The organism is Anoxybacillus sp. UARK-01, from assembly GCF_002075365.1.
GTDB classification, from domain to species: domain Bacteria; phylum Bacillota; class Bacilli; order Bacillales; family Anoxybacillaceae; genus Anoxybacteroides; species Anoxybacteroides rupiense.
In genome coordinates, this window is record NZ_NASY01000032.1 from 63,966 (window position 1) to 78,891 (window position 14,926).

At 46.2% G+C, this 14,926-nt stretch carries 11 protein-coding genes and 1 pseudogene; 2 read left to right on the top strand and 10 right to left on the bottom strand.

Annotated features, from left to right (window positions below; all coding sequences use genetic code 11):
* The first annotated feature begins 76 nt into the window (after window positions 1-76).
* On the top strand, window positions 77-1,789 hold the full coding sequence (locus tag B6A27_RS06545; protein ID WP_080860884.1) for an Rqc2 family fibronectin-binding protein: 1,713 nt from the start codon (window positions 77-79) through the stop codon (window positions 1,787-1,789).
* Between the two features lie 652 nt (window positions 1,790-2,441).
* Entirely contained in the window at window positions 2,442-3,554 is a 1,113-nt protein-coding gene (locus tag B6A27_RS06550; RefSeq protein ID WP_080860885.1) for a hypothetical protein, read from the top strand.
* Between the two features lie 89 nt (window positions 3,555-3,643).
* Here B6A27_RS06550 and B6A27_RS19055 read toward each other — a convergent pair.
* From B6A27_RS19055 to B6A27_RS06600, 10 genes and pseudogenes are all read right to left on the bottom strand, one after another.
* Window positions 3,644-3,805, bottom strand: a pseudogene (locus B6A27_RS19055) (Uma2 family endonuclease); the annotation flags it as partial.
* A 50-nt stretch (window positions 3,806-3,855) separates the two neighbouring features.
* A complete protein-coding gene (pyrE, locus tag B6A27_RS06560) occupies window positions 3,856-4,479 on the bottom strand; it encodes an orotate phosphoribosyltransferase (RefSeq protein WP_066147182.1) in 624 nt (207 codons plus the stop codon).
* Complete coding sequence (pyrF, locus tag B6A27_RS06565; RefSeq protein WP_080860886.1) at window positions 4,476-5,195, bottom strand: orotidine-5'-phosphate decarboxylase; 720 nt, start codon at window positions 5,193-5,195, stop codon at window positions 4,476-4,478. The genes pyrE and pyrF overlap by 4 nt, the downstream gene beginning before the upstream one ends.
* Entirely contained in the window at window positions 5,167-6,108 is a 942-nt protein-coding gene (locus tag B6A27_RS06570) for a dihydroorotate dehydrogenase (RefSeq protein ID WP_080860887.1), read from the bottom strand. The genes pyrF and B6A27_RS06570 overlap by 29 nt, the downstream gene beginning before the upstream one ends.
* Entirely contained in the window at window positions 6,105-6,875 is a 771-nt protein-coding gene (locus B6A27_RS06575; protein ID WP_080860888.1) for a dihydroorotate dehydrogenase electron transfer subunit, read from the bottom strand. The genes B6A27_RS06570 and B6A27_RS06575 overlap by 4 nt, the downstream gene beginning before the upstream one ends.
* A complete protein-coding gene (gene carB, locus B6A27_RS06580) occupies window positions 6,872-10,069 on the bottom strand; it encodes a carbamoyl-phosphate synthase large subunit (protein WP_080860889.1) in 3,198 nt (1,065 codons plus the stop codon). The genes B6A27_RS06575 and carB overlap by 4 nt, the downstream gene beginning before the upstream one ends.
* The gene (locus tag B6A27_RS06585) at window positions 10,062-11,156 is read right to left on the bottom strand and encodes a carbamoyl phosphate synthase small subunit (protein ID WP_044746569.1); all 1,095 of its coding nucleotides are present in this window, start codon (window positions 11,154-11,156) and stop codon (window positions 10,062-10,064) included. The genes carB and B6A27_RS06585 overlap by 8 nt, the downstream gene beginning before the upstream one ends.
* The gene (locus tag B6A27_RS06590) at window positions 11,153-12,439 is read right to left on the bottom strand and encodes a dihydroorotase (RefSeq protein ID WP_080860891.1); all 1,287 of its coding nucleotides are present in this window, start codon (window positions 12,437-12,439) and stop codon (window positions 11,153-11,155) included. The genes B6A27_RS06585 and B6A27_RS06590 overlap by 4 nt, the downstream gene beginning before the upstream one ends.
* Window positions 12,405-13,337, bottom strand: coding sequence for an aspartate carbamoyltransferase catalytic subunit (locus B6A27_RS06595; RefSeq protein WP_080860893.1), 933 nt, complete (start codon window positions 13,335-13,337; stop codon window positions 12,405-12,407). The genes B6A27_RS06590 and B6A27_RS06595 overlap by 35 nt, the downstream gene beginning before the upstream one ends.
* 169 nt (window positions 13,338-13,506) lie before the next feature.
* Entirely contained in the window at window positions 13,507-14,808 is a 1,302-nt protein-coding gene (locus B6A27_RS06600; RefSeq protein ID WP_080860895.1) for a solute carrier family 23 protein, read from the bottom strand.
* Between the last annotated feature and the right edge of the window lie 118 nt (window positions 14,809-14,926).

Sequence of the window (14,926 nt, forward strand, 5' to 3'; positions counted from 1 at the left end):
TATGAAAGCTTATTCAGACATGTCCAAAAAAATGATATGATAATTGCAGAAATAAAAAATGAGAAAGGTGTTTCATATGGCTTTTGACGGAATATTTACATATGCTATGAAGAACGAATTAAAGAAAATGCTTGAAGGAGGACGAATCACAAAAATTTACCAACCTTTTCAGCACGAGCTGTTGCTTTACATCCGCTCCCATGGGCGAAATTACAAATTGCTGCTATCGGCACATCCTAGCTATGCACGTGTTCACCTTACAAATGAAGGATATGACAACCCTGCTGAACCGCCGATGTTTTGCATGCTTTTACGCAAGCATTTAGAAGGGAGCGTCATTGAATCGATTCGGCAAATGGATTTTGATCGGGTGATCATGATTGAAGTAAAGGGACGGAATGAAATTGGCGATCTCTCCATTAAGCAGCTAATGATAGAGATTATGGGACGGCATAGTAACATCATCTTGATCGATAAAGAAACAAATAGGATCATTGACAGCATTAAGCATCTATCGCCGGCTATCAACCGCTATCGCACGGTGCTTCCCGGCCAGCCATACGTAGCGCCACCGTCACACGGTAAACTCAATCCGCTGAAAGCCACTGAAGAAATGATCATGAAAACACTTGATTTTCACGCTGGAAAGCTGCCAGAGCAGCTTGTCGCTTCCTTTTCCGGCCTCTCGCCTCTGTTTGCCAATGAGGTGGCTTTCCGCGCAGGGCTCGCCAATCGCTCCACTTTGCCAAAAAGCTTTATATCGCTTATGGAAGAAGTAAAGAGCGGGCATTTTTCTCCTTGTATATATACAAATGGACAAAAGGAATGGTTTTACGTTCTGCCACTTATGCATTTACAGGCGGAAGCAAAGCCGTTCGTCACGCTCGGAGAAATGCTTGACCGCTTCTATTTTGGCAAGGCTGAGCGCGACCGCGTCAAACAGCAGGCACACGATTTAGAACGGTTTGTCGCCAATGAAAAGGCGAAAAATGAGAAAAAGCTTTTGAAATTGGAACAAACATTAGAAGAAGCAAAACAAGCCGAGCAATATCGGCTTTACGGGGAGCTGTTAACCGCCTATCTGTACGCAGTCAAACGAGGGATGAAAGAAATCGGGGTCATCAACTATTACGATGCAAACGGGGAAACCGTCATGATTCCGCTTGATGCACAAAAGTCACCGTCAGAAAATGCACAAAGCTATTTTCAAAAATATCAAAAGGCGAAAAATGCTATTCACATCGTTCAAGAGCAAATCGAACAGACAAACAAAGAAATCGTTTATTTTGATACGCTATTGCAGCAGCTCGACACCGCCGCACCGAAAGATATCGAAGAAATTCGTGATGAGCTGATCGAGCAAGGCTATTTACGAGCAAAAGCCACAAAACAAAAAAAACAAAAGCCGCGCACGATTGAACTCGAACGTTACGTAGCAAGCGATGGCACGGAAATTCTCGTTGGTAAAAACAATAAACAAAACGACTACTTGACGAACAAACTCGCACAAAAAGATGAAATTTGGTTGCATACAAAAGACATTCCCGGCTCCCATGTCGTCATTCGCAGTAAAAATCCGTCCCAACAAACAATTGCGGAAGCCGCTAACCTTGCTGCCTATTTCAGCAAAGCGCGGCAATCAAGCTCCGTGCCTGTCGACTTCACGCGGATCCGCTATGTCAAAAAACCAAATGGAGCAAAGCCTGGCTTTGTGATCTATGAAAACCAACAAACCATATACGTCACGCCGGATGAGGAATTGGTAATTCAAATGAAAAAAACCGTCTGATGAACAGACGGTTTGAACTCAAATTACAGGGAATTTTTGCTTTATTGGAATCTTGGCATGAAAAAGGAATGGCTTGCATAAAGCAGACTTGTGAACGAATCGCCACTTTGCTAGCGCTTCGAAGTGGGAGCTTCTCAGTTCCGCAACGAAAGCTACCTTTCGTCTCCCTGAGCGTTACTTGGGGTCGTCCCCACCCTAGATGTCCGACGATTCGGAGTTCTTTTGTACCTTGGATATTTTACGCATGGAAGGCTCGGCTCGGTTTTCGCATTTGATTTCTCCATGCAACCCCCTAATATCCCATTCACAAAGAACCTGATATACACGTATTCTATCATGCGTTTTGGCTAACGCCAACCGACATTCATCTCCCGTCTACTCACGGGGCTGTGCCCTTCACGTTCCTTGAGGCGGGAGACTTCTTTCGGAAATTACGTTAAACAGGCAAAAGCCTGTCCTTGCCCGAAGTCAATTCGTCTCCCACTTTCATCAAGTTGCACAAGACTTAGAAATGGGGGACTTCTCAACTGGATAAAGTTAAACAAGTTTCATGTTTTTTTATCTACTGAGAAGTCTTCTAAAATTGATAGAGAACATCAATAAAAGGATGCTATAATAATCTCGTAATCAAAAAAGGAGGTGAAAAAATGAAATGGATCAGATATTGAGTAGGATTTTTGACGAGCTGTCATTTTTGCGTCATCATATGGCGACGAAAGAGGACATGGCTGCTATGGAGAAGCGGATCGAGCGTGTGGAGCAAACCATGGCGACAAAAGACGATCTGGCTGCCATGAACAAACGGATCGAGCGTGTGGAGCAAACCATGGCGACAAAAGACGATCTGACTGTCATCGACAAGCGCTTTGATCGGGTTGAACATGCCATGGCGACGAAAGAGGACATGGCTGCTATGGAGAAGCGGATCGAGCGTGTGGAGCAAACCATGGCGACAAAAGACGATCTGACTGCCATGAACAAACGGATCGAGCGTGTGGAGCAAACCATGGCGACAAAAGACGATCTGACTGTCATCGACAAGCGCTTTGATCGAGTTGAACATGCCATGGCGACGAAAGAGGATGTCGCTGCAATGGACAAGCGGATCCAGCAAATTGAGGAAACAATGGCCACCAAAGACGATCTCAACAACATCGAGCAGCGCATGGCCACCAAAGACGATCTCAACAACATCGAGCAGCGCATGGCCACCAAAGACGATCTCAACAGCATCGAACGGCGCATGGCCACTAAAGACGATCTCAACAGCATCGAGCAGCGCATGGCCACCAAAGACGATCTCAACAGCATCGAGCAGCGCATGGCCACTAAAGACGATCTCAACAGCATTGAACGGCGCATGGCCACCAAAGACGATCTCAACAACATCGAGCAGCGCATGGCCACCAAAGACGATCTCAACAGCATCGAGCAGCGCATGGCCACTAAAGACGATCTCAACAGCATTGAACGGCGCATGGCCACCAAAGACGATATGGTCGCTATGGAGAAACGGATCGAGCATATTGAACAAACAATGGCCACAAAAGAAGATATAAAAGATATTCCGTTTATCAAACAAGCCGTGCTGGAGATGCAGGAAACGGTTAAAGAAATTCCAACGATAAAGCAAACGCTCGCCGAAGCGTTGCAAAAGCTGGATGATGTTATCGCTTCACAAGCACGCCAAGAGCTTGTTCTCCAATCGCTTGCCTTTCGCTCGCTTGAGCACGAAAATGCCATTCGCGCATTAAAAGCAAAGTAACTCCTCTCGTAAATACAACGATTATTCCTCTTTTGACAAGATATCATTTCCCTCAAATAAACAGCAACCGCCAATTGGCGGTTGTTTCTTTGTAAATCGATGCGCAAGTCAGGAAAACACGCAGACTGCACCGTTCCTGTCTGCACTTGAATATCCGCTTGCTCATATAGCTCTTCTTCATTCAAAGCATAGACCGTCACAGCCTCTTTCATCGGATTGACAATTCAATACTCTTTCACACCATAAGCCATAATAAAAAAAGAGCGCGAATGATCGTATCATTCGCACTCCACATATATGTTTATTTCCCCCATGCCTCCGGCTGTTTTCGCCAATCGCGCAGCGTCGCGAGGTCTTGTTCGCCCACAACGCCGAGCTCCACCGCCGTTTCAATGAGGCTGTCATAATCCGTCAACGTATGCACTTGTACATCGCTTTCGGCAAACGCTTGCTTTCCTTTTTCCAAGCCGTATGTAAAAATAGCAATAACGCCTAATACATCACATCCGGCTTCTTTTAAGGCACCAACAGCAGTTAACGAACTGCCGCCCGTAGAAATTAAATCTTCAACAACAACGACTTTTTGTCCCCTCTCTACTTTCCCCTCAATTTGTTTTCCTCTTCCATGTGCTTTTGCTTGGCTACGCACATAACACATCGGTAACCCAAGACGCTCGCTCGTCCATGACGCATGCGGAATGCCGGCAGTCGCTGTTCCCGCAATAATCTCCACATCTGGAAAATGCGCGCGAATAAGCTGGGCCAATCCATCTGCGATTATGCTTCTCACATGTGGATAAGCAAGTGTCAGGCGGTTGTCGCAATAAATCGGTGATTTCAACCCGGATGACCATATAAACGGTTCGTTTGGCTGTAACGAAACTGCGCCAATTTGCAGCAAATGTGTGGCAATTTCTTTGTTCATGATGATTCCTCCTGATTCCATTCTTGTTTAAGGCGCTCATACGCCGCATGCGGATCAGCAGCTCGGGTGATGCTGCGGCCAACAACAACGAAGCTTGAACCGAACTTTCGAGCTTCTTTTGGTGTGACAACACGCGCTTGATCGTTCGCTTCCTCATCAGCAAAGCGGATGCCAGGAGTCACTGTTAAAAATGAGGCTCCACAGTGTTCACGGATCAGCGGTACCTCCTTTGCGGAACAAACAACGCCGTCCAAGCCACTTTCTTGGGCAAGCAAAGCGTAGTGAAGCACTGTTTCCGCCATCGTCCGTGAAATCCAAAGCTCGCGTTGCATCATTTGTTCACTCGTACTCGTCAGTTGTGTGACCGCTATACAAGCTGGACGAGGCGCTCCGCTTGGCGTCCCCGCTTCCAATCCTTCTAATGCTGCTTTCATCATGCTGGTCCCACCAGCAGCATGAACATTCACTAAGTCTATCCCAAGGCGGGCGAACCCCTTCATCGCTTGCTTCACCGTATTTGGGATATCGTGAAGCTTTAAATCTAAAAAAATGTGGTGCCCTTGCTTTTTTAAAGCGGTGATGATGTCAGGCCCTTCTTGATAATACAGTTCCATCCCAACTTTTACAAAAAGCGGCTCACGGACAAATGGACGCAAAAACGCTTCGACTTCTTCGCGCGATTGAAAATCAAGTGCCACAATAAACGGTTGGTCCACCTTTGTTCCAGCTCCTTCCGATACATTGAGAAATATGGTCAAATCCGAGCTCGTCAAGTAATGCCGGCAGCTCAGCCACAATAGTTGGACAAACAAACGGATCGACAAAATTTGCCGTTCCGATCGCAACAGCGCTGGCGCCGGCGTAGAAAAATTCCAGAGCATCTTCAGCCGTTGCAATTCCGCCCATGCCGATAATCGGAATGGATACCTCTTGGCTTACTTCATAAATCATGCGGATCGCGATCGGCTTAATCGCAGGACCAGAAAGTCCCCCTGTACGGTTAGCCAAAATCGGTTCAGCTGTTTTTATATCGATTCGCATGCCAAGGAGCGTATTAATCATGGTCAGACCATCTGCTCCCGCCGCTTCAATCGCCTTGGCCATTTCCACAATGTTCGTCACATTCGGCGACAGCTTTACATAGACAGGGACGGCGGATACTTGCTTAACGAGGCGAGTGAGCTCAGCGGCTACTTCTGGTACGGTTCCAAACGCAATGCCACCTTTTTTTACATTTGGACATGAGATATTGAGCTCAAGAGCATGAACATTCGGCGCTTGCGAAATCCGCTTGGCGACTTCCACATAATCCTCCATCATCGAGCCGGCGATATTGGCAATAATCGGCACGTCGTATTGCGCGAGCCATGAAAGTTCTTCCTCGATCACTTTTTCTAATCCTGGATTTTGCAGTCCAATCGCATTGAGCATGCCGCTTGGCGTTTCCGCAACCCTTGGGGTTGGATTGCCAAAACGCGGTTCACGTGTTGTTGCTTTGATCATAATGGCCCCTAATTGGCTTAAATCATAAAGCTTAGCGTATTCCCGTCCGAAGCCAAAACATCCAGAAGCCGGCATAACCGGATTCTTTAAGGAAAGCCCCGGCAATTCCACCGCTAAACGGCTCATAGCACCACCTCCCCGACTTTAAATACAGGACCATCGCTACAAACTTTTTTGTAGGCTGTTTCATTGTTAGGAACGCGGCAAACGCAGGCAAAACAGGCGCCGATGCCGCAGCTCATCCGCTCTTCCAATGAAAGATACACCTCTTTATCCGGAAACTTCTGCTCAAGCGCTTTTAGCATCGGCTTTGGACCGCACGCATACAGCACGTCGAACGAAAGCCCACGTCCGCCGAGCACATCGGTCACAAATCCTTTCGTCCCGTAAGAACCGTCAGCAGTAGCAATGTAAACTTCACCGAGCGAAGCAAACTCTCGCTCATAAAAAACAACATCTTGTGTTTGAAAGCCAAGTATACTCGTCACAGTTACCCCTTTTTTTACAAGCTGCTTAGCCAGTTCATAGAGGGGAGGAACACCAATACCGCCCCCGACAAGAAGCGCGCGCTGTCCCACCTGAACAGCTTCAAGCGGAAAGCCGTTTCCAAGAGGACCGAGCACATCAATGACCTCTCCTTTTTTCTTTTCCGAAAGGAGCGCAGTACCCGTTCCTTCTTTTCGGTAAATAATGGTACACTCACTTGCTTCTTTATTAATGTCGCAAAGGCTAAGCGGACGGCGCAATAGCGGATCTGTTCGCTCTCCTACTTTGATATGGACAAATTGCCCTGCTTCATTCATCTCTTGAACAAGTGTTCCAGCTAGGATTAACTGATAAATGTTTCGGGCAATCGGTTCATGATAAACAATGGTCATTTTTTCCATTTTCATGCATGCACCTTCTTTTCCGACATGGCCGTCATCGCAAACGTCATCGACTCCATCACCTGCAGCATGGCTTTTGCCGTATCAAGCGACGTTAAGCATGGAATTCCGTTTTCCACCGCTTCACGGCGAATTCGAAATCCGTCACTTTCCGGCTGTTTCCCTTTCGTTAACGTATTAATGACCACTTGTGCTTTTCCTTGACGGATAATATCTAAAATATTGGGTGATTCCGAATGAATTTTGTTCACAATGGTTACCGGAATATGGGCGGCCCGCAACGCTTCAGCTGTACCATTTGTGGCAAGAAGCTGGTAGCCAATATGATGAAAGCGGCGAGCTACTTCAATCGCTTCAGCTTTATCTTTATCAGCCACTGTAAGCAACACCGCGCCATATGGACGAATATGAATGCCAGAGGCTAAAAGTCCTTTATATAACGCTTTTTCAAATGTTACATCCTTTCCGATGACTTCGCCTGTTGATTTCATTTCCGGGCCAAGCGAAATATCAACATTTCGCAGTTTGGCAAATGAGAAGACGGGAGCTTTAACATATACCCCTTCACTTGCTTGTTTCAATCCTGTTTGATAACCAAGCTCAACAAGCGTTTCTCCTAAAATGACTTTAGTGGCGATGTTGGCCATCGGCACATTTGTAATTTTGCTTAAAAACGGAACCGTTCGACTGGAACGTGGATTGACTTCTAGCACATATATTTCATTTTGGTACATGACAAACTGGATGTTGAGCAGTCCGACAATGTGCAATCCCTTCGCCAGTTTAATTGTATAATCCACGATTTTTTGTTGAATCTCATCTGTCAATGTTTGCGGTGGATAGACCGCAATCGAATCGCCGGAATGGACACCCGCTCGCTCGATATGCTCCATAATACCTGGAATGAATACCGTTTCTCCATCGGAAATGGCATCGACTTCAATTTCTTTCCCGATTAAATACCGATCTATTAGCACGGGATGCTGCGGATTGACTTTGACTGCATGTTCCATATAGTATAAAAGTTCCGCCTCTTTATAGACGATCTCCATCGCTCGGCCACCGAGCACATACGATGGGCGAACAAGCACCGGATAGCCGATTTCAGCTGCGATCCGCACCGATTCTTCAACCGAATAAGCGGTTTTTCCTTTCGGCTGCGGAATGCCTAAGTGCGACAGCGTTTGTTCAAATTTATCGCGATTTTCTGCGCGGTCCAAATCCTCCAATGAGGTGCCAAGAATACGGACACCGCGCGCTGCTAATTCGGCAGCTAAATTGATGGCGGTTTGCCCGCCGAATTGCACAATGACACCAATCGGCTGTTCCAGATCAATGACATGCATCACATCTTCGATCGTTAGTGGTTCAAAATAGAGCTTGTCTGAAACACTAAAATCTGTCGATACCGTCTCCGGATTATTGTTAATAATAATCGCCTCATACCCTGCTTCTTTAATAGCCCAGACAGAATGAACGGTCGCATAATCGAATTCGATGCCTTGTCCAATGCGGATCGGGCCCGATCCCAACACAACGACGCTTTCCTTCTGCGTCACCACCGATTCATTTTCTTCTTCATAGGTTCCATAATAATACGGAGTTTCTGACATAAATTCAGCGGCACACGTATCAACCATTTTGTAAATAGGGACAATCCCCGCTTGTTTTCTTAATTGGTATACATCTCGTTCATTCATGTTCCAAAATTCTGAGATGGCTGCATCAGCAAACCCCATTTGCTTTGCCTTTCGCAGCACATCCAAATCTCCAACATGCTCGCGTACCATCGTTTCATAATGAACAATGCGGGCAATCTTGTGTAAAAAAAAGCGGTCAATTCGGCTCCATTCATGAATTTGCTCGATATCTATACCGCGGCGAATAGCCTCCGCTATATAGAAAAGGCGCTCGTCCCCCGCTTTGCGGATGCGTTTTTCAATCAATTCATCGTCAGCATGGCGAGCCTCTTTAATTTCTAAATGATGGACGTTTGTCTCAAGTGAGCGCACAGCTTTCAGCAGCGATTCTTCAAATGTTCGGCCGATTGCCATGACCTCTCCCGTCGCTTTCATTTGCGTGCCAAGGTGACGGTTCGCGGATTCAAACTTATCAAATGGAAAACGCGGAATTTTCGTCACCACATAATCGAGAGCCGGTTCAAAGCAGGCGTATGTTTGACCTGTTACTGGATTCATGATCTCATCTAACGTTAAACCGACAGCAATTTTGGCTGCTAGCTTTGCAATCGGATAACCGGTTGCCTTCGACGCCAGCGCAGATGAGCGACTTACGCGCGGATTTACTTCGATGACATAGTAATGGAAACTGTGAGGATCAAGTGCCAATTGAACATTGCAGCCTCCTTCAATGCCCAGAGCGCGAATAATGCGCAAGGAAGCGTTGCGCAACAATTGATACTCTCGGTCGCTTAACGTTTGGCTTGGAGCAACGACAAGTGAGTCCCCTGTATGAATGCCTACTGGATCGATATTTTCCATATTGCATACGACAATCGCGTGATCTTGAGCATCGCGCATCACTTCATATTCAATTTCTTTATAGCCGGCAATGCTTTTTTCTAACAAGCATTGATGAACCGGACTCATTTTTAAACCGCTGGAAACAATGTCAATCAGCTCTGCTTCGTTTGTACAAATGCCTCCTCCTGTCCCGCCAAGCGTAAAAGCGGGGCGGACGATAACCGGATAGCCGATTTTTTCAACAAATGCATAAGCTTCGTCTAAACTATGGATAATGTCGCTTTCTGGAACTGGCTCTCCTAACTCCTTCATTAACGCTCGGAACAATTCCCGGTCTTCAGCTTTCTGAATGGCCTCCAGCTTTGTTCCAAGAATTTCGACCCCACATTCTTCTAAAACGCCTGCTTCCGCAAGCTCCACAGCTAAATTCAAGCCTGTCTGTCCCCCAAGCGTCGGCAAGATCGCATCTGGACGCTCTTTGCGGATGATGCGGGAAACAAACTCCAGCGTCAATGGTTCCATATACACTTTGTCAGCAATCTCTGTATCCGTCATAATCGTGGCAGGGTTGGAGTTGACTAAAATGACTTTATATCCTTCTTCTTTTAGGGCTAAACACGCCTGTGTTCCAGCATAGTCAAACTCCGCTGCCTGTCCGATGACAATGGGGCCAGAGCCGATCACTAAAATCGTTTCGATATCTTGACGTTTAGGCATGAACGATCTCCCTCTCTTTTTTAAACTGTTCAATCATGGCAATAAACTCATCAAACAAATGATTGGCATCCTCTGGGCCTGGAGAGGCTTCTGGATGATATTGCACAGTAAATGCCGGATAATCCAAATGGCGCAGCCCCTCAATCGTTCCGTCATTTAATGCCACGTGCGTCACCTCTAAACGTGTTTGCTTTAATGATGATGCCATGACCGTATAGCCATGATTTTGCGAGGTAATAGCCACCTTTCCTGTTGCAAGATGCTTCACAGGATGGTTCGAGCCGCGGTGACCGAATTTCATTTTTTCAGTATCGGCCCCGCAGGCAAGCGCGAACAGCTGATGGCCAAGACAAATACCAAAAAGTGGAACACGACCGAGAATGCCACGAATCATCTCAATCGCTTCTGGAACGTTTTTTGGATCGCCAGGACCATTTGAAAGCATCACTCCGTCGGGATGAAGGTTTAGCACATCCTGAGAGGTTGCATGATAAGGAAGAACAATGACATCACAGTTCCGCTTATTTAATTCCCGTAAAATTCCATGTTTCATTCCAAAGTCAAGCAAAACAACACGATGTCCCCGTCCAGGGCTCGGATATGCGCTTTTCGTAGAAACCCGCTTCACTTGATCGGTCGGCAGCTTTGTTTTCTTCAAATCGCTTACGATCTCGGCAACACTGACATCTAAATCACAAATCATTCCTTTTAATGTTCCGTGCTGGCGAATCATGCGAGTGAGCTTTCTTGTATCGATTCCAGCAAGACCAGGAATATTTTTTTCTTTCAAATATTCATCAATCGTGATCTCACTTCGCCAATTAGAAGGAGTGCGGCATACTTCCTTGACAATCAGCCCATGAATATGCGGTTCAATCGCTTCAAAATCATCACGATTAATGCCATAATTACCGATCAAAGGGTAGGTCATCGTGACAAACTGACCACAATAGGAAGGGTCTGATAAAATCTCTTGATAGCCTGTCATTCCTGTATTAAACACGACCTCCCCCATTTTTTGTGCTGTACTTCCAAACGCTTCTCCAATAAAAAATGTACCGTCTTCTAAAATAAGCTGTCGTTTCATTCCTCTCTCCCTTTCTGCCATACAAGTTTTCCGTTCACAAACGTCATCGTTGGCCAACCTTTACATATCCAACCAGCAAATGGGGTATTTTTACCTTTTGACACAAACGTATCTGGATCAATTGGATGCTCTGTTTGCAAATCAATAACCGTCAAATCCGCTTTTGCGCCGACCGCTAATTTTCCTTGCCGGAGTCCAAACGCTTCTGCTGGCTTTTTGGTCAGCCAATCAATCAATTGCTTTAACGTACAAATGTGGGGTTCAACTAAATTTGTATAGAGCAGTGGAAAAGCTGTCTCAAGTCCAACAATTCCAAATGGAGCCAGCTCCATGCCTTCTCGCTTTTCTTCCTCCGTATGCGGCGCATGGTCAGTCGCGATAAAATCGATCGTCCCATCAAGCAGTCCCTCGATCAATGCAGCGCGATCTTCTTTGCTTCTTAACGGAGGATTCATTTTAAAATTGGCATCCAGCTCCGGAATATCTTCATCGCAAAGCAGGAGATGATGCGGCGTCACTTCGGCCGTCACGCGAATACCGGCACGTTTGGCTTCACGCACCACACGGACAGATTCCTTTGTGCTGATGTGGCAAACATGATAATGGCATCCAGCCGCTTCAGCCAATAAAACATCGCGAGCAATATGAACGGATTCGGCAATCGATGGGATGCCCGAGAGTTCGTATTTTCGTGCGAACTCCCCATCATGAACACAGCCCTTATATGTAAGTGTTTCCTCTTCGCAATGGGCGACAATAGCCATATCTAAGGCAGCTGCTTCCTTCATGGCTTCATACATCATGCGCGCATTCTGCACACCTACTCCATCATCCGTAAAAGCGAAAGCTCCAGATGCCTTTAACGCTGCAAAATCAGTCCGTTCCTTCCCAAGCTGGCGAATCGTGATCGAAGCATATGGAAGGACGTTCACATAGGCTGTTTGGCGAATGCGTTCTTGAAGCCATTCCATTTGTTCCTTTGTATCAGGAACCGGACGAGTATTCGGCATGGCCGCAATCGTTGTAAATCCTCCTTTCGCCGCTGCTAATGAACCTGATGCGATCGTTTCCTTATGCTCACCGCCCGGCTCACGCAAATGGACATGCAAATCGATCAAACCTGGAGCGAGCAGCTGGCCGCCGACATCTACCTGTTCATCCTCTTCTCCTGCATCAATGCAAGATGCGATCTGTGTAATGACATCCCCAACCATTTTCACCTCTGTCGCCACAAGCTCTCCTTCTTCATTAAGCGAACGAGCATTTTTTAAAATAACCGCCATACTTGATTCCTCCTTCACAAGTTTCCACAGCTCTTTTTAATACCGCCATGCGCACATAAACGCCGTTTTCCATTTGCTTAAAAATACGCGACCGTTCGCACTCGACAAGCTCGCTAGCAATTTCAACGCCGCGATTGACAGGGGCCGGATGCAAAATGATGCTGCGCGTTTTCATTTTTTGCGACCGTTCCACCGTTAATCCGTATTGTTGATGGTACTGTTCTTTCGTCAGTCCCATCTTCTCTCCATGACGTTCGTGCTGAATCCGAAGCAGCATGATGACATCCGCCTCTTTTACAGCCACATCCAAATCAACATAAGTGCCATAACCATTTCGTTCATCCTTCCACTCCTCTGGACTTGAAAAAAGGACAGTTGCACCCAGTCTTGTCAATATTTCAGCATTCGAGCGAGCGACACGGCTATGGCGAATATCCCCGACAATCGCAACGGTGATCCCTTGAAACGTTCCAAATTCTTGCTGGATGGTCATCAAATCTAACAATGATTGGGTCGGGTGATGGCCACATCCATCTCCTGCATTGATGATTGGAATGTGAATCGAATGGCGGAGTGTTTCAAAATAGCGGTCCTCTGGATGGCGAATGACGACCGTCTGCACACCAATCGACTCCAGCGTACGGATCGTGTCATATAATGTCTCTCCTTTTTGAACGCTTGACATTTCTGCATCGAATGGTACGACATGGAGTCCTAGTCTTCTTTCTGCTACTTCAAAGCTACATTTTGTTCTTGTGCTCGGTTCAAAAAACAAGTTCGCCACAAAAAACGGTTTTGAACTGGCAAAGCTGGCTCCCTGTCGAAACCTTTCTGCTTCATAAAGCAGATTTTGTATATCATCGAGCGACAATTCCGATAAGGTAAGCAAATGGCTCATTTTATTCCCTCCTGTTTTATAAAAAAGCACCCTGCCTTACTCGACAGGGTGCTACAGTTTTGGGCGCAAAAAGGTGTGCAGAAAGAAAGCCATATGATGACTTTCATTTCTTTTTTGCGCGAACGGCAACACCCTTTTAAGTCTCACAGGACTTAATTAAAAGGCGGCACTACGCGACATGATCTTTATTTTCTTCAAGTTCAAACATATTTTCATTTATTTCTGGGCGTCCAGGCAAAAGCAAGTTCAAAATAACACCGCTGATAGCCGCTAATGCCATTCCTTGAATCTGGAAATTCTCAGACACTTTTAAGATGGCTCCGCCAATTCCAATCACCAAGATGACAGAGGAAATCACTAAGTTTCGTTTATCTCCAAAGTCAATTTTGCTATCGACGAGCATGCGCAACCCGGACGATGCGATAATTCCAAACAGCAGAATCGAAACTCCGCCCATAACCGGGGTTGGGATCGTACTGATTAAAGCGGTCACCTTTCCGATAAATCCAAAGATAATAGCGAACGCCGCTGCGCCAGCCAGCACATACACGCTATACACTCGTGTGATGGCAAGCACACCAATATTTTCTCCATATGTCGTTTTTGGCGGTCCGCCAATTAAGGCAGAAATCATCGTCGCTGTTCCATCGCCCAAAATCGAGCGATGCAATCCAGGCTTTTTAATGTAATCTTGTCCAACAACTTTACTTAATACAAGTTGATGGCCAATATGTTCAGACAATGTGACAAGCGCTACCGGAACCATCAGTAAAATAATCTTTCCCGTTACATGCACAGGATAATCAACAAAAGGAATCAAGAAATCTGGCATTTCAAGCCATTTAGCTTTAGCAATCGGAGACAAATCCACCACTCCTGCTGCTAGAGAATACACATATCCAACCACAATCCCGATAAGAATTGGCACTAAACTAAGCAAACCGCGCAAATAGACGGAACAGATAATGGTTGCCGCGAGCGTCACAAGCGCTGCAGAAAAATAAGTGAGATTATATTTTCCATCTGGACCGTTCATTGCCATGCCAACGGCTGTATTCGCAAGGCCGAGGCCGATGACAATAATCACAGGACCGACAACAATTGGAGGCAATAATTTCATAATCCAACGATAGCCGGCTCTTTTAATGACTAAAGCGACAATTCCATAGACAGCACCGGCTAAGAAGCTGCCAACCATGGCTGCTCCAGGACCTCCTGCCGCTTTTGCTGCAATAATCGGTGAGATAAAGGCAAAGGAGGAACCGAGATAGGCCGGAACTTGCCATTTTGTAATCATTAAAAACGCGAGTGTTCCGAGACCGCTAGAAATGAGAGCCATTGAAGGGCTTAAACCGACAAGATAAGGCACTAAAATGGTCGCGCCAAACATGGCAAACAAATGTTGAAGACTAAGCGTCAACCATTGAACTGGCGAAGGTCTATCTTTAATTCCCAATACAGGCTTATTCATTGTTTTTTCAATCTCCTTCCGACTATGATTGAGTCATAAAAAAACCCCTCTTTGCCCAGATGGTGCAAAGAGGGTGCAATCGTTGCCTAAAAAATCGGCAGACCAATTTGACCCCCTT